Origin of the sequence: Pseudomonas syringae pv. coryli str. NCPPB 4273, assembly GCF_000972175.1 — a bacterium.
In the GTDB taxonomy this organism is placed as follows: Bacteria; Pseudomonadota; Gammaproteobacteria; order Pseudomonadales; family Pseudomonadaceae; genus Aquipseudomonas; species Aquipseudomonas syringae.
This window is the reverse complement of the sequence record NZ_AWQP01000072.1, coordinates 56291-78374: the sequence shown is the minus strand read 5'-3', so window position 1 is coordinate 78374 and position 22084 is coordinate 56291. Positions and strand designations below refer to the sequence as shown.

Below are 22084 nucleotides of genomic sequence, written 5' to 3'. Positions count from 1 at the left end.
GTCGGGCCGGAAACGGAGCTGGGACTTTGCTCACTTTGGTCCCTCAAAGTGAGTCGCCGAGGGGCGAAAAGGTGACCTGAGTCGAGCCCAAATCTTCCTGACAAAGAAAAACCGCTTTGTGACGCGGAGCGTCACGAACTGCATTCCCACGCGGAGCATGGGAACGATAGTCAACCGTCCAACTTTTTGGGGTCAGTTCACTGGGGCGTGGGAACGACAGTCAACTGGCATCAACGGACGGACGTATTCTCTTCCTCCGGCATCTTTCTGAAATACGTCGACAGCAACGCCCCGGAAATATTGTGCCAGACACTGAACAGCGCGCTCGGCACCGCCGCCAGCGGCGAGAAATGCGCACTGGCCAGCGCAGCGCCCAGCCCCGAGTTCTGCATACCGACCTCCAGCGCCAGCGACTTGCGTTGCGCCAATGGCAGCTTGAAAACCTTGCCAGTGAAATACCCCAACAGAAAACCGAACGTGTTGTGCAGAATCACCACCGCCATGATCAGCAGGCCGGATTCAGCGATTTTCGCCTGGCTGGCGGCGACCACCGCACAGACGATCATCACAATACTGACCACCGACACCAGCGGCAGCACGTCTACCGCATAGCTGACCCGCGCGCCTAACAGACGCTGGGCAACCACGCCCAACACAATCGGCAGCATGACCAGTTGCAGGATTGACCAGAACATATCGAGGAAAGACACCGGCAGCCACGCCGAAGCGAGGAACCAGATCAAGGCCGGGGTCAGCAGCGGGGCGAGCAGGGTAGTGACCGCAGCGATCGCCACCGCCAGCGCCAGATCACCCTTTGCCAGCCAAGCCATGACGTTGGATGAAGTGCCGCTCGGACAGCAGCCGACCAGAATCACGCCCACGGCGATCTCCGGCGGCAGTTGAAACACCTGACACAGCAACCACGCCACACCGGGCATGATCACGAAGTGCGCAATCACACCCAGCGCCACTCGCCACGGGTTACGCGCCACTTCGGAAAAATCGTCGAGTTTCAGGGTCAGGCCCATGCCGAACATGACCAGCCCGAGTAGCGGCACGATCCAGCTCTTAAGGCCAATGAATGCCTGCGGAAAAAGGAACGCCAGAATGGCGAACAACAACACCCAGTAGGCAAACGTGTTGCCGACAAAACGACTCAAGGCTGCCAACGCACGCATGGCCTGTTCCTTCTTGTTGAATAACCAGGATGAAATGAATGCGCCGTCTGACGAGACGGCGCGGTGTTTCGAGCGGCAGTGCTGCAAAAGCGCGTATCAGATGCCCTGCGGAATCTCTTCGCCGCCCAATGCCTCGAACAGCTCCGGCAGGAACTCGCCGAAGGTCAGCATCATCAGCGTGAAGCTGGCGTCCAGTTGCCCCAACGCTTCGTCACCACCGTCCTGTTCGGCCTGATCCTGCAGCAGATCCTCGAACTTCAGACGCTTGACCACCAGTTTATCGTCCAGCACGAACGACAATTTGTCCTGCCAGGCCAGCGACAGCTGGGTCACGACCTTGCCTGTGCTCAGGTGCAGCTGGATTTCGTCGCCGGTCAGGTCCTGACGCTTGCAGCGCACGATGCCGCCGTCTTCATGGGTGTCGCGCAGCTCGCACTCGTCTAGCACGAAGAAGTTGTCGGCTGCTTTCTGGGTCTTGACCCAGTCGGTCATGGTCGCACTCGGTGAAACCTTGACCGTCAGCGGACGTACCGGCAGCGAGCCGATGACCTCGCGCAGGGTGGACAACAGGTCCTCGGCGCGTTTCGGACTGGAGGCATTGACCAGGATCAGGCCCTGTTTCGGCGCGATGGCGGCGAAGGTGGCGGAGCGGCGGATAAAGGCGCGCGGCAGGAAGGCCTGGATGATTTCATCCTTGAGCTGATCGCGTTCCTTCTTGTAGACCTTGCGCATCTGCTCGGCTTCGATCTCGTCGACCTTTTCCTTGAGCGCGTCACGCACGACGCTGCCCGGCAGAATGCGTTCTTCCTTGCGTGCGGCGATCAGCATGAAGTCCTGACTGATGTGTACCAATGGAGCGTCTTCGCCCTTGCCGAAAGGAGCGACGAAACCATAGGTGGCTACCTCCTGGCTGGCGCAGGCGCGCGCCGGCTTGGTCGCCAGTGCTGTCTCCAGCGCTTCGGCATCAAAAGGCACGTCCTGGGTCAGGCGATAGACAAGCAGGTTTTTGAACCACATGAGGTGAATCTCTCTTTCTATACAAAGGCGGGCATTATTCGCTCCTCAGCCGCTGGGGCCAACCCTGTACAGAGCGTTTGTAAGCCTTTGGAAGGATTATAAAAATTATTTAAAAAAGTGCTTGCCAGAGTACAGGTCGCTCCGTAGAATGCGCGCCACACCGAGAGTGAAGGGTGATTAGCTCAGCTGGGAGAGCAGCTGCCTTACAAGCAGCGGGTCGGCGGTTCGATCCCGTCATCACCCACCAAACTCGCTTTTAGTGTTACGCGCAGCGGTAGTTCAGTCGGTTAGAATACCGGCCTGTCACGCCGGGGGTCGCGGGTTCGAGTCCCGTCCGCTGCGCCATATTCCGCTTCAAGGCCCTTGAACTCCTTGAAGCAAACAGAAAGCCCGCCCAGTGCGGGCTTTTTGCTTTCTGTCGTTTGGAAATTCCAACCCCCTCGTGCAATGCCCCCGCGGCAGTTTTATTGAAGTTCTGTAAGAATTATTCTTCGCGAATGTAAGTAATTTCCTTAAATATTGAAGTTAAAACCAGGCTTGTTAGTTAGCCTCGGTGAACGCTTGATTTATCCTCTTTGCTGGTATTAGCTGAATGGGTTGATCGGGTATCCAGACATCAGCAATGCTCTTGATTACCCAGAATAATTAATCCAAGCCGACCGCCGAATCGAGGCGGTCTGATACTGTAGTGAGTTAAGGGATAACTATGAAAAATCGTTTTAAACTGCTTGCAGGCACCACAGCCTTGATCCTCTCTGCGGGCGCGCTGGCCACGCCAGCACTGCACACCGCGACCATCGACCAGCACGGCAATGTCGTTGCTCAGTCGTCCCCCTGGATCAAGTCTGTAAGTTACAGCAGTCAGAAAGACTACTTCGCGACGTATAAAGTGCTCTTCAAGGAAGGGCAGTTTGAAAAGTCTCCAGGTTTCTGCTCGGTCTCTTCCATCGATACCAGTGATCATGAACGGCTGTTCTACGGGCACGCCAAGTTGGGCGGAGCCGCTACAGCAGAAGAGGTCAATGTGTTGGGCCTTATGGTTGGCAAGCGCGGTGCTTCGGGTGATTCCTCGATGAGTTTTCAGTTGGCGTGCAGTAATTGATTCAATGAACCCCGCCTGGCGCGGGGTTTTTTACGGCGGTCCGATCTGGCAGCGCACCGTCCGGCTTTCCATCCAGCGCATTTGCGCAGATCATTCCTCCACCTCCCAACAAGAAAGGACGTGTCATGAGCCTGCCTCTTCAGGGCATCAAGGTGGTGGAGCTGGGTCAGCTCATTGCCGGGCCGTTCGCGGCGAAGATCCTCGCCGAGTTCGGTGCCGAGGTCATCAAGGTCGAGCCGCCGCTGACCGGGGATCCCCTGCGCAAATGGCGTTTGCTGCATAACGGCACGTCGGTCTGGTGGGCGGTGCAGTCCCGCAACAAACAGTCGGTGACCCTCGATCTGCGCCAGCCTCAGGCGCAGGAAATGGCACGGCGGCTGATCCGGGATGCCGATGTACTGATCGAGAACTTCCGCCCCGGCACACTTGAAGGCTGGGGGTTGAGCTGGGAAGCGCTGCACGCCCTCAATCCGAAACTGATCATGCTGCGTGTCTCTGGCTACGGGCAGACCGGCCCGTATCGCGACCGGCCGGGTTTTGGCGTGATCGGCGAGGCGATGGGCGGTTTGCGTCATCTGTCCGGTGAGGCAGGGCGCACGCCAGTGCGTGTCGGCGTATCGATTGGCGATTCGCTGTCTGCGCTACACGGTGTGATCGGAGTTCTGCTGGCGCTTCGTCACCGCGAGCAGAATGGCGGCGAGGGGCAGCAGATAGATGTCGCGTTGTACGAGTCAGTGTTCAACATGATGGAAAGCCTGATTCCCGAGTACTCGGTATTCGATACTGTCCGCGAGCCGGCTGGCAGCAGCCTGCCAGGCATCGCTCCGAGCAATGCCTACCGCTGCAATGACGGCAAGTACGCGCTGATCGCGGGCAATGGCGACAGTATCTTCCGGCGCCTGATGGAAAAGATCGGCCGTATGGACCTGGCCAGCGACCCCGAGCTTCAGCACAACGACGGGCGGGTCCGGCATGTGGCGCGCATCGATGCGGCCATTTCGACCTGGACCGCCGAGCGCTCGATGGACGAAGTCCTTGCGGCGCTCAACGAAGCACGTATCCCGGCAGGCAAGATCTACGACGCTGCCGACATCGCCAGTGACCCGCATTATCAGGCGCGGGACATGCTGTTGCAGGGCACGCTGGACGACGGAACACCCGTCACCCTTCCGGGGATTGTGCCTAAACTTCAAGACACGCCGGGTCAGGTAAGATCGTCTGCGCCGACACTCGGTCAACACACCGATGCCGTGCTTGAAGCTCATGGCATCGACGCTGCCACACGTGCCGAGTGGCGTCGGCTTGGCATTATCTGATCCGAAACGTGGCCGTTGTCGTAAAACAGAACTCTATTCCAAACGGAGCTGATCCCGTGATTGATCATCTGGACCACCTGGTACTGACCACTGCCGATATCGACGCTTGCAAGGACTTTTACGTACGTGTCCTGGGTATGACCCCTGAACGCTTTCGTCAGGGGCGTCTGGCATTCCGCTTCGGCAATCAGAAAATCAATGTCCATGAACGCGGCAAGGAGTTCGAGCCCAAGGCCCATTTGCCAGTGCCGGGTGCGCTGGATCTGTGTTTCATCGCCACCATCCCGCTGGAGCAGGTGATTGTGCACCTGCAGGAGCAGGACTGGCCGATCGTCGAAGGCCCAGTCGAGCGCACCGGTGCTACCGGGCCGATCTGGTCGGTGTATGTGCGTGATCCGGATCTGAACCTGATCGAAATTTCCGAGCCAGCGGCTGATGTGTCGATTTAATCGCGCTCGATGAGGGCGGCTGCATCACAGCATCAGCAGCCCTTCGCAGGCGCTCCGTCCTTCGGCACGAACGCGCCCTTGTCGCCTGGCTTGGTGATGATGTACGCACGTCGCCAGGGCTGATCATCGATCAGCTTCCAGCGATGGCCGGGGCCTGTGGTGTCCTGCGCCAGCAACACTTCCCCGGGGTGCAGGACAAAGTTTTCGCCGCCGGTGGTGGAAAATTCCAGCGTGCCGGACAGGGTGATCACGTACTGCTCTTCGGGTGCCGGATGCCAGTCAAAGGACGAGTGCGCCGGGGTTTCCTTGAAGTGCAGGGCGCTGACATCGGTCATGGCTTTTTGATCTATCGAACCCTCGATGACGTGTGACAGATTGTCGGGGCCTGTGCACAGGCGGTAGGCCTTGATGCCCTCAGTGACAACCAGAGGCGGCTTCTTGGTGGCATAGGCTGCACTGACCGGCAACATGGCTGCTGCGGCGATCACGGCCAGGCTTGCCAACTGGCGGGCTGTCGAGCGCTTTGAGCGAAAACGAGTGGTCGGTTGCATAAAAACGTTCCTGAGCACGACAAACTGCGTAAGCCCTGGTCGCCAGTCGCGATGGTCGACGCAGGGGCTGGGCAGACTCGCCCACGCCGCGGATCGAAGCACATCCCGGAATGCTTAAAAATTATCTTTAATTTCATGTTGTTCGGCGCCGGCCAACCTACGTAACGTCATATTCATCTATGTCACTCGCCGTGCCGGGTTTCCTTACGCTCATGACTCAATCAGTCAGGCTTTCAAGGAGCCCCGGATGCACCCCAGAAAAAGACGCTACAAACGATCCATCGATCAGCACCCCGACATGCCGACGCTCAGCGCGCCGTTCGATCATCCTGACGACGCGGCGCGTTATGCCCATGAGCGGATCGGCGACCGGCGTGATCGCGAATACGGCGGTTTCATTCTGGTTCGCAGGGACGGCAAGTACGTTGCGACCGAACCCATGAACGGCAGCCAGTTCAGCTTCGATCCCAACGAAGTGTTCCCGCGCAACGAGCAGGAAGGTTATGTGCTCTACCCGCAAGGGCATGACGACTATGCGGTCTACCATTCTCACCCGTCACTGCAGGCCGGGCTGGACGAGTGGCCGGACAGTGAAAAGGTCACTTACCCGAACAGTTTTTCAGTCGGCGACATTTATGCGGTGATCGACGATCAGGAGGTGTGTGCGGCGACCTATCTTTCCGGGCCTGACGGTTCCCTGATCAAATACACGCTGTCTCGCTCTGCCGCCGAAGACACCCTGTTTGCGCGTGTCTCCGGTCCGCAGAGCATGCCGCACCTGTGTGAACTCAGTCAGATCCACAAGGCGTTGCAGAACCTCAGCATGATGCCCAGTGATGTGGTGCGCCTGCTGGCCGGTGCCGGGGATCTGCACGTGATAGTGCCCAGCCGACTGTGGGGGCGGGCAGGCAAAGTGCCGGCCGACTGGCAGCCTTACCCGGACGACGCTGCCGCTCGTACACCTCCCGCCAAATCGCCCGCAAGCTGCGACGCGCAATGGCCACCCCGACCCCTGAGTCTCAGCGCGCCGTTCGACAGCGCCGATGAGGCTGCACGTTACGCACATGGCCGTATCGGCAGTCGTATTCATTCGCAGATCATCGGTTGTCTTCTGTTCAATCCGCTCACGCGAGCCTATCGGATTGCCGAGCCGATTCTCGATGACGGCATGCCGGTGTATGCGCCGTGTTCGGCGTTCCATCCCGATGCGTATTACCGGCCTGCATTGCCGGACGGCTACCGTGTGGACGGCATGTATTTCTGCTCTGCCAATCTGGCCGTCGAGAGCGGGCGTGAAGTCATCAACGATTTCTTCGAGCCGGATGACCTGCACCGGATGTTCAGCTACCGGCACAAACCGGCACAGCGCCGCAAAGGCTTGCCGATTCGCTATGGTTTCGAGATGTCCGCCGTTTATTTCTCGGCAGCCGACGGCGCGCTGCTCTGTTACACCCCCAGTCAGTCCGCCGAGGAGTTTCAACTGTTGCAAAGCGTATCGCGCGTGTACTCAGGGGCCGAGTCCGTTCAGGCGCAACTCGCGGCCGGTACCCTCAGCGTGCAGGATTTCGTCCTTCGAGTGGCGCGGGCCGGGCTTCTGCGCGTGCTGCAGACCAGTGAGCGCTGGCCTGATGCCGGGGTGATCAGGCCCGTGGCCTGAGCCCTGTGCAGCGAGCCAGCGCCTTGCCTTCGCGAATCACAAACTGAACTGCAACTGAACAATGCGGTACAGATCCGGGAAAACCTTTGGATACCTGAACTTATCGGCGTTTTCTGCCTCTCATGCCGGTAGCCATTGATCGCGGCGGCCTGATAAGCTCGCGGCTTTACTCGTTTGCCCTTTTGGCGCATGAACAAGGAATTAGCATGAAACAGCATCGGTTGGCAGCGGCGATTGCCCTGGTCGGTCTGGTACTCGCAGGTTGTGACAAGCAAGCCAGCACCGTAGAGCTGAAAACCCCAGCACAAAAAGCGTCTTATGGCATCGGTCTGAACATGGGCAAAAGCCTGGCTCAGGAAGGTATGGATGATCTGGATTCCAAGGCTGTAGCCTTGGGTATCGAAGATGCTGTCGGCAAGAAAGATCAGAAACTCAAGGACGAAGAGCTGGTTGAAGCCTTCTCCGCGCTGCAAAAGCGTTCCGAAGAGCGTCTGGCGAAGATGAGCGAAGAAGCTTCTGCCGCTGGCAAGAAATTCCTCGAAGAGAACGGTAAAAAGGACGGCGTGGTCACCACCGCTTCCGGCCTGCAGTATCAGATCATCAAGAAAGCCGATGGCGCTCAGCCCAAGCCTACCGATGTTGTGACTGTTCACTACGAAGGCAAGCTGATCGACGGCAAGGTCTTCGACAGTTCCGTTGAGCGCGGCAGCCCGATCGATCTGCCGGTTGGCGGTGTGATTCCGGGTTGGGTCGAAGGTCTGCAGCTGATGCACGTCGGCGAGAAGATCAAACTCTTCATCCCGAGTGATCTGGCTTACGGCGCACAGAGCCCGAGCCCGGCGATCCCTGCCAACTCGGTACTGGTGTTCGATCTCGAACTGCTGGGTATCAAGGACCCTGCAGCGGCACCGACGCCTGGTGCTGATGCCGACGAAGAAGAGGCAGCTCCTGCCGCTTCGGCTCCGGCCAAGAAGTAACGCACCACCTGGCTACAGAAAACGCCCTGTCTCGACAGGGCGTTTTTGTGTCCGGCTTATTTGCCGAACGCTTGGCCATTCGGGTAGTCCCACTACCATGGATGCATGCAAAAGCATTGTCCGACAGTCTGGCAATATCAAGGCACTCGTTTCATAGAGGGTGTCGGGTTCACACGTTTGTAGTTTTTTTGTGAGTAAAAAACGCCCGATTTGACTATGGCCCCCCGAAAACGGGGTGTTGAGGCTGGAAAAAAGCCGCTGTTCACAAGGTTATCCACAATTATTGTGGATAACCTTGTGGCACTGGCCAGGCAGGTTCAGCGGATCTGCTTTTATCGAACGACATTTTGCTGAACGGGAGTGGGTATGAAAGCACCGTGGAATTTTATCCGTTATCTGCCCGGAGCCCGGCGTCTGCTGGCGGCTGGACGCTTGCCAGGATTGCTGTTCGCTGTCGCGCGCAAGGGCAACAGTGAAGGCAATCGGCTGGGCAAACTCAAGGAAGACCTGCGTTTGCTGCAGGCCTTGTGCCTGGCTTACTGGCGGGGCGAATACCGCGCCATCAGCCCTAAAGCGATCCTGTCCATCGTCGCCGGTCTGATGTACTTCCTCAGCCCGCTGGATGCGATCCCCGACTGGATACCCGGCCTCGGCATGCTCGATGACATCGCCGTGCTGGCGTGGGTTACCAAGCACCTGAGCAATGAGCTGGACGCCTTTCGTGCGTGGCGCGCGCAGCAATCGCCCGAGAAACTCATCGTGGTCGAGCAGTTGCCGAAGACTCAGGCACTGCTGGAGCAAGAGCGAGGCAAGGTGTAAGTCTCACGGATTGAACACAAGCCCTGGCGTTCCGCTGTTAAGATGCCTGCCTATGGATCAAGCCTGATCAGTCTGCAGTCGTGTAGTACAAGGTGACTCTATGGATCTTCAAGTGATATCCCGTGACGGGGAGCCTGAATACGCAGTGCTGCCCTGGGCGCAGTATCAAGCGCTGCTCAAGGCTGCCGGACTGGCCGGCAAACCTTCCAGCGAGCCCGCTGCATCGACTTCCGGCGCCACTGCCAGTGATGAGCTTCCCGGGTTCGATCAGTTGCGTGAACTGCGCGAGGCCAAGGGCCTTGAAGCGGCGAGCCTGGCGCGTACCGTCGGGATCAGCCCGTCCTATCTGGAATTGATCGAGAACGGTACTCGTGAGCCGGACGGCGCCATCAAGCGCAGCCTGGCGTGGGAGCTCGGGGTGCCGGGCTGGCGAGGTGAGTCGTGAGCGTGCGCATCAGTCGTCAGCATTGGGATGGGCTGCTCAATGAGCTCGATCTGGCCCGTCGCCAACGGCATCTGCTGACCTATCGCGCGCTGGTGGAACGCCTGCAACTGCCCAGCCCGGCCATGCAGACCCTGACCGCCGCCCTTGAGCACCTGGCCGCCATGGATGCCCGCGCTGAACAGCCCTTGCGCAGTTCGCTGGTCATCAGCCAGGGCGCAAGCCGCCTGCCGCGTCCCGGTTTTTTCGAGTGCGCTGAACGGCTGGGCCGCTTCACCGGACCTTCGGACGGCGTCGCGGCAGCCTCATGGCACGCCTCGGAAGTGGTTCGGGTGTTCGAATACAGTTATCCGGAAGTTGAAGCGCAGTAGGGGTATGACACCGGCCCTCACGCCTGCATCAACAAATCCAGCCGCGTCGAATCGATGACGTGAATGCTGGCGCCGGCGACATCCTTGGCGAAGTGCTTGGCCTGTGAAGCGAGGTCGGCCAACTGGCTGGCATCGACCAGCGTGCAGCTTTCTTCATGCAGGTGCACCACGCCAATCGACAGCGACAGCAGGGGAAATTCCTGGCGTTGGCCCTGGCGATTGAGGGCGATGAAGCAACCGGCTTCCAGGTGTTCTGCGCGGTAGAAACGGCGGCATTGATTCTGAAAATCATCCAGCAGGGTTTTCAGGCGTCGTTCCCAGTCATCAAAGCCCAGCACCATCAGAAAATCATCCCCGCCGATGTGCCCGACAAAGTCTCTGGCCGGATCGATGCGGTCGTTCAGGCATTGCGCCAGACACAACAGCACCTCGTCGCCACGCGCATAACCGTAGATGTCGTTGAAGGGCTTGAAGCTGTCGATATCCACGTAGCAGATCATCGACGCACGGCCTTGCTGCAGCAGTCGAGTCAGGCATTGCTGAATCGGAACGTTGCCGGGCAGCAGGGTCAGCGGGTTGGCGTAACGTGCCTGCTGGATCTTCATTTCGGTAATCAGCTTGAGCACGTCGATCACCCGGCCCAGCCCCAGATAGGCACCGTTCGAGGTGATGATGAAATCCTCCTCGATGCGCTGCCGGGCGCGGCTGGTCAACAGCCGGCTGACCTGTTGCAGCGAGTGGCTGACTTCCACGGCCAGAAAGTCACTGCTCATCAGGCGGCTGATCGGTTTGCGGGCAAACAGCTCGGTGCCGAAGGGCTTGAGCAGGGCCTCGGACAACGAGTGCCGGTGGACGATGCCACACGGTCGGGCGTCGTCATCCAGCACCGCCAGCGAGTTGAGGTTGGCCTGCCTGCGAAACGCTTCCAGCACTTCAGCCGTGGGGGTGGACTGGCTGACCGATGGCTGCGGATTGAGCAGCGCAGACAGGTCGGCCGCTTCTTCGTTGAGCGGCACCACGGTGATCTCTGTTTTTGGCAACATGGCGCGGGTGTCGCGCGGCGGGCGCTCCTGAGGACGCGCCAGCAGATAGCCTTGAACCAGGTTCACGCCCATGTCTTTCAGCGTCGCCAGCTCTTCCGGCAATTCGATGCCTTCGGCAATCACCGTCGCCCTGGAGGCCTTGGCCATCTGCAGCATGGAGCCGACGAACTCGCGCTTCACCGCATCCTGGTGAATGCCGTCGATGAAGTGCCGATCGATTTTCACGTAGTCCGGACGCAGCTCCGACCAGAGTCGCAAGCTCGAATAACCGGCACCCAGATCGTCCAGCGCGATGGAAAAACCCATGTCGCGGTAGTGGTGCAAGGCGTTGTACAGCAGGTCGAAATCATCGGTGGGCATCTGCTCGGTCAGTTCGATGACCACGTCCTTGGGCGCGATCTGGTAGCGACGCAGCATTTCCAGGGTCCGGCCCGGAGGGTGAGAGGTTTCGAGCAGCGATTCGGGGGAGACGTTGAGAAACAGCTTGCCTGGCAACTTCTGCTGACTGAAACGTCGGCAGGCGCTGTCCCGGCAACTCAACTCCAGCTCGCTCAGGCGACCGGCCTGGCGGGCGATGGCGAACAGGTTCAAGGGTGAGTGCAGGGCGCTGTTGGAAGGGCCGCGGGTCAGGGCTTCATAGCCCAGAATCCGGTGCTCCGACAGCGAGACGATGGGCTGGAACAAACTGTGCAAATCACCACGAGCCAGAATGGAACTCAGTGCGCTCAGCTGCTCTGTTATGGTCATGGTCGTCTCGGAGAGAATGAAAAAGGGCTGAACGATTTCGCGTTCAGCCCCGTATTTCACGACAGCTTCATGACTGTTTGATGACGTTGAAGCTAAATGGCCATCAATGAGCCTGTGTTACTTTTTCGCGACCGCTGCACTCAGACCCAGGTAGTCGATGAGAATGCGCCCGGTCTCTGCCAGATAGGCATCGTCCTCGGGTTTGGTCTTCTCGTCTTCCACCGGCAGCGCGTCTTCGTCTTCCTTCTTCAGCTCTTTGAGCGGCTCTTCACCCTTGGCCTTGCGGCGGGTGTTTTCCAGCGCAAGTTGCTTGCTTTCGATAGAGGCGTGCTCGGCACGACGGTCGGCTTCATTGAGGCTGACGGTCTTCTCGTTCATCAGCTTCTTGGCCAGCGCCAGGCGATCCTCGATGAACACGAACTCGGCGTCTTTGGCCGAACGTGCTTCGTGACGCGCCTGCAGCTGGGCAAGGAACGGCTTGAACGGATCAATGGCCGGCTTGATCGCCGGTTTGATGCTGTCCCACGGCATGGCCTCGGGCAGGGCGCTCTCGCCGATTTCCTTGGTGTCGATCAGCGACGGGTAAGTGATGTCCGGTACCACGCCCTGATGCTGGGTGCTCTGACCGGAAACCCGGTAGAACTTGGCCAGCGTCAGCTTCAGTTCGCCGTGATTGAGCGGCTGAATGGTCTGCACGGTGCCTTTACCGAAGGTCTGACCACCGATCACCAGCGCGCGGTGATAATCCTGCATCGCCCCGGCGAAAATCTCCGACGCCGACGCAGACAGGCGGTTGACCAGCAGTGCCATCGGCCCTTTGTAGAACGCGCCCTTGGCTTCGTCTTCCAGCACGTCGACCTTGCCGTCGGCATTGCGCACCAGCACGGTCGGGCCCTTGTCGATGAACAGGCTGGTCAGCTCGGTGGCTTCCTGCAACGAACCGCCACCGTTGTTGCGCAGATCCAGTACCACACCGTCGACCTTCTCGGCCTGCAATTCGGTGAGCAGTTTCTTCACGTCACGGGTGGTGCTCTTGTATTCCGGATCGCCGGCACGGTAGGCCTTGAAGTCCAGATAGAAGGCCGGAATGTCGATGACCCCGAGCTTGTAGTCCTTGCCATCCTGCTTGAGGTGCAGGATCGACTTCTTGGCCGCCTGTTCTTCAAGCTTCACCGCTTCACGGGTGATGGCGACGATCTTGGTGGTCTGGTCATTCGGCGCATTGCTGGCCGGGATGATCTCCAGGCGAACCACGGAGCCTTTCGGACCGCGGATCAGCTTGACCACTTCATCCAGACGCCAGCCGATCACGTCGACCATTTCCTTGTCGCCCTGGGCAACGGCCACGATCTTGTCGGCCGGTGCGACCTGCTTGGTCTTGGCCGCAGGACCTGCCGGGACCAGACGCACGATCTTGACGTTGTCGTTATCGCTCTGCAACACGGCGCCGATGCCTTCCAGCGACAGGCTCATGTTGATGTCGAAGTTCTCCGCGCTGTCAGGTGACAGGTAGTTGGTGTGCGGATCGTAGGACATGGCGAACGTATTGATGTAGGCCTGGAAGATATCTTCGGCACGGGTCTGATTCAGACGCGCCTGCTGATTCTTGTAGCGCTTGGTCAGGGTTTCCTGAATCTTCGCCGGGTCCTTGCCTGCAATCTTCAAACGCAGGACTTCATCCTTGATGCGCTTGCGCCACAGTTCGTCGAGCTCGGCTGTATCCTTGGGCCATGCGGCGTCCTTGCGGTCGACCAGCAGGGTTTCCTTGGTATTGAAGTCGAGCTTGTCGACGCCCTTGGCCAACTCGCCCAGCGCAAAGTTCAGACGCGCGTTGACGCGATCCAGATAGCGCTTGTAGATGACGAAGCCGGCGTTCAGGTCGCCGCTTTTCAGGAAGTCGTCGAACTGGAACTGCCATTTGTCGAAATCGGCAATGTCGCTGGCCATGAAATAGCTGCGCGAGGGGTCCAGTTGCTTGATGTAGCTCTGGTAAATAATCGCCGAACGCTTGTCGTCCAGGGGCGGCTTGCTGTAGTGATGTCGTTTGAGCAGCTCAACCACGTTGAGGCTGGCAATCACTTCGTCGCGGTCCGGCTGAAGATTATCCCAGCTGTTGGCGGCAAAGGTACTGGCTGACATCGGCAAAACGCTAAGGCCGACAAACAGTGCGAGGGCAGTGCTGGGGAATAATTGCTTCATGCTGATTCGACGCGAGGACAATTGATAACGCATATTAGGCCGTCTTTGAGGTCGCCGGTTCCTTTGGACCCGGCCGCATAATGCAAAAGCCCGGGCAAAACAGCCACGGGCTCAGTCTGGACTCACTATGGAGGCACCGTGAAGGCATTGCAAGGCGTTGAAGGACATGTGGAATGGGTCGAGGAGCCGAGTCCGGCCCTCGATGTGGGGCAGGTACGTATCAAAGTGGCTGCGGCAGGTTTGAATCGTGCCGATCTGTTACAGCGCGAAGGCAAGTATCCGCCGCCGCCTGGAGTCACCCAGACACTGGGTCTGGAATGCTCCGGCGTGATCGCCGAAGTCGGTCCGGGTTCGTCCTGGGTGGTCGGAGACCGCGTCTGTGCGCTGTTGGCGGGCGGGGCGATGGCCGAAGAAGTGGTGGTCGATGGGCGACACGTGCTGCCGGTCCCGGAAGGTCTGTCGCTGCACGAGGCGGCGGCCATTCCCGAGGTCTATGCCACGGCGTGGCTGAACCTGTTCGAACTCGCCGGGCTCAAGCCTGGCGAGAAGGTTTTGCTGCACGCTGGCGCAAGTGGGGTTGGTTCAGCCGGGATTCAGCTTTGCAAGGCGTTTGGCAACCCGGTGTGGGTCAGCGTCGGCTCGGCCGAACGGCTGGCCTATTGCGTCGAACTGGGTGCGCAGGGCGGTGTGGTGCGCAGCGAAAGTCTTGAAGGCCTGAGCGACTTTGCACCGTTCAACGTCATTCTCGACCCGGTGGGGGCGAGCTACGCCGAGCTCAACGTCAAACTGCTGGCCCTGGACGGTCGCTGGGTGCTGATCGGCATCATGAGCGGCCGCGAAGCACAGGTGGACCTGGCCCATGTGCTGGGCAAGCGTATCCAGTTGATGGGTTCGACCTTGCGCAGTCGCGACGACACGTTCAAGGCCGACCTGCTCAGTGATCTGGGTCAGCACGTCTGGCCACTGTTCACCGAGGGTCGCCTCAAGCCGCAACTGGCGAAATCCTTTGCGATCAAGGATGCCGAAGCGGCGTTCGAAGAGCTGGCGACCAACACGGTGTCCGGCAAGATCGTGCTGGTCATCGACGAAAGCCTGGTCTGATCAGGCGGTGCCTCTGGACTCAGCTCCAGTCGTGTACCGGCCAGCCGGCTTTCTGCGCGTGTTCCAGTAACACGGCATCGGGGTTGACCACGTTAGGGTGGTCAACCTTGAGCAGCAGCGGCAGGTCATTGCGCGAATCCGAATAGAAACTCGCACCCTCGAGATTTTCCCCCTCGGCATCCAGCCACTCCATCAGGCGCGTGATCTTGCCTTCCCGATAGGTCAGCACGCCGACAGTGGCCCCGCTGTAGACGCCATGCTGCACGTCCAGCTCGATACCCAGCACTTCGTCGATGCCGAGACGTTCGGCGATCGGCTTGACCAGATGCACGCCCGACGCCGAGATCACCAGAATGCGGTCACCCTTGGCGCGGTGCTTTGCAATGCATGTGCAGGCGTCGCTGTAGATGATCGGCTCGATGACGTCCTCGACCCAAGGGCCGACCAGATGATCGATTTCTTCGGGGGTACGGCCAGCCATGGGTTCCAGGCTGAAGGCCATGTAGTCTTCCATCGCGAGCTCGCCCGCGCTGTAGGCGGCCATCAGTTCGTCGTTGCGTTGCATGAACGACGTCGAGTCAACCCAGCCCAGGCGACCCATCTGCTCGCTCCAGAGCGTGGCGCAGTCACCACCGATCAGGGTCTCGTCCAGGTCGAAAATTGCCAGGGGCATGTGCGGTTCCTCCTAAAAGTCTGTTGAATCAGCTGTCAGCTTCACGCTTAAAGTCTCGATCGGCAAGCGTGTGGCGTTATCTGTTCATAACAACGTCAGTTCAAGGCGCATTCAGTTCAAGGCACAGAGCGCCGACGGTTCGATGTTCAGTGTTACACGCCTTCCGTCCGGGTGCAGGTCGTCGGCGCTGCGGTTCAGTACGTCGACCACAAGGTCTACGCCACGGGCCTGCACCCGGTAGCGGATGACGTTGCCGAGCAGACTGTGACTGCGTACTTCGCCTTCCAGTTCGCCCGTCAGGCTCAATTGGATCGACTCAGGGCGGATCGCCACGCGGCTGTTGATCGGGCGCTGCATCAGGCGAGTGGCGTCGTCGGCTTCCAACAGGTTGTAGTTGCCGATGAAGCCTGCGGCGAACACGTCCACAGGCGCGGTATAGAGGGTTTCGGCGTCGCCGCTCTGCACGATCCGGCCCTGGTTCATCAGGAAGATACGGTCTGACATGGTCAGTGCTTCCTCCTGGTCGTGGGTCACGAAAATAGTGGTCAGGCTCAGCTCGCGCTGAATGGCGCGGATCTGTTCGCGCAGGTTCTTGCGAATCCGTGCATCCAGCGCCGACAGCGGCTCATCGAGCAGCAGCAGACGCGGGCGAGTGACCAGTGAGCGTGCCAGCGCCACACGCTGGCATTGCCCGCCGGACAACTGATGCGGGTAGCGTGTGGCGAAATCGTGCAGCTCGACCATGCGCAGAATCTCGGCAACGCGCCTTGCGCTCTCGTCGGCACTGACTTTCTGAATGCGCAGCCCGAAGGCAACGTTTTGCTCGACGGTCATGTTGGGAAACAGCGCATAGCTCTGGAACACCATGCCGATGTTGCGCTTTTGCGGCGTGAGCGGCACCAGGTCGCTGTCATCGAGCAGAATGCGCCCGCTGTTGACCGGGGTCAGCCCGGCGATGCAGCGCAATAAGGTGGATTTGCCACAGCCCGACGGGCCCAGCAAGGTAACGAATTCACCCTTCGCGATGCTGCAGTTGATGTCGCTGAACACTGACGTGCTGGCGTAGCTTTTCTGCAGGTTTTCAATGCTGACAAAACTCATCTCAGTCTTTGTCCTTGTTCAGTCGATTGGCGGCCCAGGTCAGCACCAGCACGAAGAGGAAATAGGAAATCACCAGCGCACTGTTGAAGTGACCGCTGCTGTTGCGCATGTTGTTGAGGTAGACCTGCAGCGTTTCATAGCGCGTGCCGACCAGCAGGTTGGCGAACACGAATTCGCCGAACAGGAACGAGAACGACAGCAGCAGGGCAATCATCAGACCTTTGCGCAGGTTGGGCAGCACGACCATGAACGCCGCCTGCCAGGTGCTGGCGCCGAGCAACTGGGCGGCGTCCATCAGGTCTGTCAGGTTGATGGCCTGCAGGTTGTTGGTGATGGCGCGGTACATGAAGGGCAGGGCGACCGTGAAGTAACAGCCGATCAGAATCCACGGTGTGCCGACCATCGCCATGGGGCCTGAGCCATACAGCTGTAGCAGGCCGACCGAGGACACCACGGGCGGCACGGCAAACGGCAGCAGGATGAGGATGTTCATCAGCCCGTCGAGGCGCGGAAAGTAGTAATGCACGACGAACAGCAGGGGCAGAATCAGCACCACCGAAAGGACCAGTGCGCCGACGCAGACCAGCAATGACTGGCCGAATGCCGTCAGAAAGCGTGGGTCGCTCCACAGCGCCACGTACCATTTGAAGGTCAGGCCGCTGGGCAGAATGGTCGCCGACCAACTGGTCGCGATCGAGTACAGGAAAGTGCCGGCCAGTGGCAGCAACAGGATCACGAACAGCAGGTAGACCACCGTCTTGTGATAAATGCTCGCAGGCCCTCGTTCAACGCGTGACATGGTAGCTCCTTCTCAACAACCACTGATGGACCACGGTGACCAGGGTCATGAGCCCGACCAGAATCATCGCCAGCGCGCTGGCCATGTTCGGATCCAGCGTGATATCGCCCGCGACCATCGCCGCGATACGGATGGGCAATACGTTGAAATTGCCGGTGGTCAGCGCGTAAACCGTGGCATAGGCGCCGAGCGCATTGGCCAGCAGAATGACGAAAGTGCCGAGCAGCGCCGGGGTCAGCACTGGCAGGCCGATGTAGCGCCAGAACTGATAGCTGCTGGCCCCCAGCAGCGCTGCCGACTCGTTCCAGTCTTCGCGCACGGCATCGAATGCGGGGTAGAGCAGTAGCACGCCGAGGGGGATCTGGAAGTAGGTATAAAGGATGATCAGTCCGGTCTTGGAATACAGGTTGAAGTCATCGATGATCCCGGTCTGCTTGAGGATCAGGGTCAGCGCGCCGTTGAACCCCAGCAGGATGATGAATGCGAACGCCAGTGGAACGCCGGCAAAATTGCTGGTCATGTTGGCGAACGAGTTGACGAAATCGCGCAGCCGCGAATCCACCTTGCGCAGCGAATAGGCACCCAGGACGGAGATGATGATGCCGAACAGGCTCGACCAGAAGCTGATCTCCAGGCTGTACTGAATGGCTTGCCGATAGAACTTCGAGCTGAACGCCCGGATGAAGTTTTCCCAGCCCCAGCCGGCATCGCTTTGCAGGCTGTGAATCGCGACCCACAGCAGCGGTGCAATCTGAAACACGATGAAGAATACGGCGAAGGGCAGCAGGCACAACAGCCCCAGCCACTTGCCTCGGGAAAAGGTCGTCAATTGAAGATCTCCCGGCAGACCGGTTTGTCATGAGGAATACCCAGCAGCTCGCAAACGGTGCCGCACAGATCGATCTGGCGCGGCGCGGCGTCGACATTCAGGCTGAAGGCATCGCCGATGACGAACAGCGGTACTTCACGTTCTTCCGGCAACAGTCCGTTGTGCGAGCGGTCATTGTTCATGCCGTGGTCGGCCGTCACCAGCACTTGATAACCGGCGTCCAGCCAGCGTTGCAGGTAGTCAGCCAGAATGATGTCGGCGCTGCGGGCGCTGTTGCGGTATTGCGCAGTGTCGAGGCCGTGCTTGTGCCCGGCGTCGTCAATGTTCATGGGGTGGATCAGCAGAAAGTTCGGGGCGTGCCTGAGACGCAGACTTTCGGCGTCGGCGAACAGGTGCGAATCAGGGTAGTGATCGACCCAGTAGAACAGCCCATGCTGAATCGGCAGGTCCGCTGCCTCGGTGTGGCGATCGCGTGCCGGGTCGAACGGCGTGCGGTTGTACAGCTCGCTGACCCAGTGATAGGCCGCTGCTGCCGTGCTCAGCCCGGCGTCGCGAGCATAGTGAAAGATGCTGCGCTGATTCGACAGGCGCGAGACGTTGTTATGCACGATGCCGCTGTCGATGGGCGCGACACCGGTCAGTATGCATTCGTAAAGGGGGCGGGAGAGCGCGGGCAGTTCGCATTCCATCTTGTAGAGCGCGGCCCGGCCTGCAGCGTGCCAGGCTTGCAGGTGGCCCATCGCATGGCGGGCGACTTCGTAATTGAGGCCGTCTAGCACGATCAGGATGACGTTGTGTTTCATGGGCGACTCGCTCGGGCGAAAGAGTGCGGGCGAGAGTGACTCGCCCGCTTCATACGACTCCATCCCTGAGTCGCAGTGGCGATCAGTTCATCTCGATGATGACTTGTTCTTGCCACTTCTGCGGCAGCGCTTTGGAGGTTGCCTCCCACTTATCCGCTTCTTTGATCGGCTTGGCATTCTTGTACTGGTCTTGCGGCAGCAGTTTGGCTTGAACGTTTTCAGGCAATTTGATGTGCTCTACGCGAATCGGGCGTGCATTGCCTTCTGCCAGCCTGATCTGACCCGCATCGCTGAAGGTGTATTCACGCGCCAGCTTGGCGGCGTTCGGGTGTTTGGCGTATTTGTTGATGATGGTGGTATAGCCGGAAATCACCGAGCCGTCCGACGGGATCAGCACCACGTAATCATCGGGCTTGGTCATCTTGGCCTTGTAGCTCAGGCCGTTGAAGTCCCAGACCACACCGACTTCGATTTCGCCTTTCTCGATGGTCTGAATGGTCGGGTTAGCCATCGTCAGACGCTTCTGTTTGGCCAGATCGGTGAACAGTGTCAGGCCCGGTGCGATGTTGGTTTCGTCACCTCCCATGGCGATGGCGGCCGCCAGTACACCGTTGGCAGCCTGCGCCGCAGTGCTCACGTCGCCGATGGAAACCTTGTATTTGCCGGTTTTCAGGTCAGCCCAGCTTTTCGGGATTTCAGAGCCGTGCAGCAGGTTTTTGTTGACGATGAAGGCGATGGTGCCGGTGTAGGCCAGCGCCCAGTGGCCGTCCTTGTCCTTGGCCCAGTCCGGGATTTGCTCCCAGGTGGTTGGCTTGTAAGGCTGGGTAACGCCTTTTGCTGTGGCGATAGGGCCGAACGCTGCGCCTACGTCGCCAATGTCACCACTGGCGTTGTCTTTCTCCGCCTCGAACTTGGCGATCTCCTGGGCCGAGCTCATGTCGGTGTCCATGTGCTTGAGGCCATATTTGGCTTCCAGGTCTTTCCAGATGCCGCCCCAGTTTGCCCAGTCATCCGGCATGCCGAGGCTGTTGACCGCGCCTTCAGCCTTGGCCGCGGCCTCCAGCGTTTTAAGATCTGTGTCCGCAGCCATGACCAGGGAACTCATTGCCATGGCTGAACCGAGGAGTGATGCCAACAAAAGATGTTTCATTCGGAGCTCCTAGTGCACTTCTTGAGAGAAGTGTTCGTTGCGGATTGTTTGGTCTAGATCAGCAATACCTGAGCCAAGTTAGGCGTTTTGCATGACATTTTCGTGTCGTGTTGCGCGTACAAAACCGTTTTTCACGGGCTCCGGCAGTGCCTGGCGCTAAGCGTAGACCAACGCAACGTGCTTGCTGAGCAGGGGTTTCAGGGCTGTTTTCCACGCAGTTGGCATGGAACATGATTTGTCCTGTAACAGGACAGTCATCTACCCGGCCTAGGCTCGGTGCAAAGGAGCCAACGGCGTTGGCTGCACTGATGTATGCCTCGTAACAGGGCTGGTCTAGTCCAGATGGATAGCGGAATGCGCGAAGATGTGCCACGGGCGGTAACAACGATTTGCCATGCGCTGCAGGAGCAGATCGAACATGGCCTGTTGCCGCATGGCAGCAAGTTGCCCGCAGAGCGCAAGCTCAGCGAGGTATTCGCCACCACCCGCATTACCTTGCGTGAAGCGCTGTTGCAGCTCGAAGCGCAGGGGCTGATCTACCGGGAAGAGCGGCGTGGCTGGTTCATCTCCCCGCCGCGACTGGCCTATGACCTGATCAGACGCAGCCATTTCCACGCAATGGTCTGTGCTCAGGGAAGGGTGCCGCACACCCAGCTTCTGTCAGCACGCCTGCAACCTGCTTCAGCGCTGATCTGCGAAATGCTGGAACTGCCGGCGCTGTCGAGCGTGATCCAGATCTGCCGTGCGCGTCGTATCGATCAGCGGCTGGTCCTCTACGTCGAGCACTACCTGAGGCCGGAGTTGTTTCCCGGCATTCTCGAGCATGATCTGAACGAATCACTCACCGAGCTTTATGCTCGCAGTTATGACGTGCATTACGGGCAGGTGCGTTTCGACATGGTGCCGACCGCGCTGCATGCCGACGCGGCTGCCGCCCTGAAGGTTTCGCTTGGCAGCCCGGGCCTGCGCATCGCACGTGTCAATTATGATCGCAAAGATCGGTTGATCGACTGTGACCTCGAATACTGGCGTCATGATGCTATTCATGTGCGCGCCGAGGTGCATGGCGACTGAATGCCGGTGTGGCAAACCGGCTTTGTGGGCACTGACCTGCAACTCGTTAGTTGACTGTTTTCTATAAGTAAATACTCATTTCGTTGATGAAAACTTATGCAGTGCACGGCCTGTTTAATAGGTTTTGTATAATATATGCGTTTGATTAACAAAAAAAATCAATGAGCGTTATTCTATTACTGCTGGCGGCGCAGGGTTAAATTAGTTGGTTTTTCATGAGATTTTCCAGAGTAATTATTCTAATTTTTAACGGGCTGTAAGAAAAATCTCAATATTAATTAATACTTATTAATAGGGTGTGGTAGGTTTTTAGTGTGGAAGGTGGTGCACTGCTTAGTTGGTGTTATGTGCACCATCGTTCCACGTTGGGATTAAGGCTGACATGGCGGTTGTCCTATAAAGCAATGCTTGATAAGTGCAGCTGCTTTTATTTAAAGGATCTATGAGGATGCTGTAATGAATCTCGACAAGGCGTTGGTGCTGCGTACCTGTGCAAATAACATGGCCGATCATTGCGGCCTTATATGGCCCGCTTCCGGGACGGTGGAATCCAAATACTGGCAGTCAACCAGGCGGCATGAGAATGGTCTGGTCGGTTTACTGTGGGGCGCTGGAACCAGCGCTTTTCTAAGCGTGCATGCCGATGCGCGATGGATTGTCTGTGAAGTCGCCGTTGCCGACATCAT

General features: G+C 58.8%; 21 protein-coding genes and 2 tRNA genes. 12 read left to right on the top strand and 11 right to left on the bottom strand.

The features are described 5' to 3' along the window. Positions 1-230: 230 nt before the first annotated feature. Positions 231-1178, bottom strand: a complete 948-nt coding sequence (locus P406_RS25110) for a bile acid:sodium symporter family protein (RefSeq protein ID WP_046237687.1) — start codon at positions 1176-1178, stop codon at positions 231-233. Positions 1179-1274: 96 nt separating this feature from the next. Next, the gene (rdgC, locus tag P406_RS25105) at positions 1275-2195 is read right to left on the bottom strand and encodes a recombination-associated protein RdgC (RefSeq protein WP_003317427.1); all 921 of its coding nucleotides are present in this window, start codon (positions 2193-2195) and stop codon (positions 1275-1277) included. A gap of 171 nt (positions 2196-2366) precedes the next feature. On the opposite strand from rdgC, the gene P406_RS25100 reads away from it, so the two are divergent. From P406_RS25100 to P406_RS25080, 5 genes are all read left to right on the top strand, one after another. Next, positions 2367-2442, top strand: a tRNA-Val gene (locus P406_RS25100). Between the two features lie 21 nt (positions 2443-2463). Further along, positions 2464-2540, top strand: a tRNA-Asp gene (locus tag P406_RS25095). A 361-nt stretch (positions 2541-2901) separates the two neighbouring features. After that, complete coding sequence (locus P406_RS25090) at positions 2902-3297, top strand: hypothetical protein (protein WP_046237686.1); 396 nt, start codon at positions 2902-2904, stop codon at positions 3295-3297. Positions 3298-3422: 125 nt separating this feature from the next. Then, positions 3423-4613: a CaiB/BaiF CoA transferase family protein gene (locus tag P406_RS25085; protein ID WP_046237685.1), complete on the top strand. Its 1191-nt coding sequence runs from the start codon at positions 3423-3425 to the stop codon at positions 4611-4613. A 56-nt stretch (positions 4614-4669) separates the two neighbouring features. After that, positions 4670-5062, top strand: coding sequence for a VOC family protein (locus P406_RS25080; RefSeq protein ID WP_003368327.1), 393 nt, complete (start codon positions 4670-4672; stop codon positions 5060-5062). 32 nt (positions 5063-5094) lie between these two features. On the opposite strand, the gene P406_RS25075 is transcribed toward P406_RS25080, so the two are convergent. Then, complete coding sequence (locus P406_RS25075) at positions 5095-5613, bottom strand: cupin domain-containing protein (protein ID WP_003409499.1); 519 nt, start codon at positions 5611-5613, stop codon at positions 5095-5097. Positions 5614-5860: 247 nt separating this feature from the next. Here P406_RS25075 and P406_RS25070 point away from each other — a divergent pair, with 247 nt between their 5' ends. From P406_RS25070 to P406_RS25050, 5 genes are all read left to right on the top strand, one after another. Beyond that, complete coding sequence (locus P406_RS25070; protein WP_046237684.1) at positions 5861-7270, top strand: DUF4329 domain-containing protein; 1410 nt, start codon at positions 5861-5863, stop codon at positions 7268-7270. A gap of 206 nt (positions 7271-7476) precedes the next feature. Continuing rightward, positions 7477-8247 (top strand): BamJ family beta-barrel-assembly machinery protein, encoded by a 771-nt coding sequence (gene bamJ / locus P406_RS25065; RefSeq protein WP_003346532.1) that lies wholly within the window; start codon positions 7477-7479, stop codon positions 8245-8247. 366 nt (positions 8248-8613) lie between these two features. Then, a complete protein-coding gene (locus P406_RS25060; RefSeq protein WP_003409505.1) occupies positions 8614-9066 on the top strand; it encodes a YkvA family protein in 453 nt (150 codons plus the stop codon). A 100-nt stretch (positions 9067-9166) separates the two neighbouring features. Then, on the top strand, positions 9167-9511 hold the full coding sequence (locus P406_RS25055; RefSeq protein ID WP_046237683.1) for a helix-turn-helix domain-containing protein: 345 nt from the start codon (positions 9167-9169) through the stop codon (positions 9509-9511). Continuing rightward, positions 9508-9879 (top strand): hypothetical protein, encoded by a 372-nt coding sequence (locus P406_RS25050; protein ID WP_003390904.1) that lies wholly within the window; start codon positions 9508-9510, stop codon positions 9877-9879. Before P406_RS25055 ends, P406_RS25050 begins: the two co-directional genes overlap by 4 nt. A gap of 17 nt (positions 9880-9896) precedes the next feature. On the opposite strand, the gene P406_RS25045 is transcribed toward P406_RS25050, so the two are convergent. Together P406_RS25045 and P406_RS25040 are read right to left on the bottom strand one after the other, a co-directional pair. Further along, positions 9897-11669: a bifunctional diguanylate cyclase/phosphodiesterase gene (locus P406_RS25045; RefSeq protein ID WP_032607454.1), complete on the bottom strand. Its 1773-nt coding sequence runs from the start codon at positions 11667-11669 to the stop codon at positions 9897-9899. 117 nt (positions 11670-11786) lie between these two features. Next, entirely contained in the window at positions 11787-13868 is a 2082-nt protein-coding gene (locus P406_RS25040) for a carboxy terminal-processing peptidase (RefSeq protein ID WP_174518733.1), read from the bottom strand. Positions 13869-14006: 138 nt separating this feature from the next. Here P406_RS25040 and P406_RS25035 point away from each other — a divergent pair, with 138 nt between their 5' ends. After that, a complete protein-coding gene (locus tag P406_RS25035; RefSeq protein ID WP_003409516.1) occupies positions 14007-14969 on the top strand; it encodes an NAD(P)H-quinone oxidoreductase in 963 nt (320 codons plus the stop codon). 19 nt (positions 14970-14988) lie between these two features. On the opposite strand, the gene P406_RS25030 is transcribed toward P406_RS25035, so the two are convergent. From P406_RS25030 to P406_RS25005, 6 genes are all read right to left on the bottom strand, one after another. Beyond that, complete coding sequence (locus P406_RS25030) at positions 14989-15642, bottom strand: HAD family hydrolase (RefSeq protein WP_003409519.1); 654 nt, start codon at positions 15640-15642, stop codon at positions 14989-14991. A gap of 111 nt (positions 15643-15753) precedes the next feature. Continuing rightward, positions 15754-16743 carry an ABC transporter ATP-binding protein gene (locus P406_RS25025; protein ID WP_046237681.1) on the bottom strand — a complete coding sequence of 330 codons (990 nt, stop codon included), beginning with the start codon at positions 16741-16743 and terminating at the stop codon, positions 15754-15756. Between the two features lies 1 nt (position 16744). Continuing rightward, positions 16745-17542, bottom strand: a complete 798-nt coding sequence (locus P406_RS25020; protein ID WP_046237680.1) for an ABC transporter permease — start codon at positions 17540-17542, stop codon at positions 16745-16747. Next, positions 17529-18371, bottom strand: coding sequence for an ABC transporter permease (locus P406_RS25015; protein WP_003390895.1), 843 nt, complete (start codon positions 18369-18371; stop codon positions 17529-17531). The genes P406_RS25020 and P406_RS25015 overlap by 14 nt, the downstream gene beginning before the upstream one ends. Continuing rightward, complete coding sequence (locus tag P406_RS25010; RefSeq protein WP_046237679.1) at positions 18368-19174, bottom strand: alkaline phosphatase family protein; 807 nt, start codon at positions 19172-19174, stop codon at positions 18368-18370. Before P406_RS25010 ends, P406_RS25015 begins: the two co-directional genes overlap by 4 nt. An 82-nt stretch (positions 19175-19256) precedes the next feature. Further along, positions 19257-20324 (bottom strand): ABC transporter substrate-binding protein, encoded by a 1068-nt coding sequence (locus P406_RS25005; protein ID WP_046237678.1) that lies wholly within the window; start codon positions 20322-20324, stop codon positions 19257-19259. A gap of 354 nt (positions 20325-20678) precedes the next feature. On the opposite strand from P406_RS25005, the gene P406_RS25000 reads away from it, so the two are divergent. Beyond that, complete coding sequence (locus P406_RS25000) at positions 20679-21398, top strand: UTRA domain-containing protein (RefSeq protein WP_003390893.1); 720 nt, start codon at positions 20679-20681, stop codon at positions 21396-21398. Positions 21399-22084 lie beyond the last annotated feature (686 nt).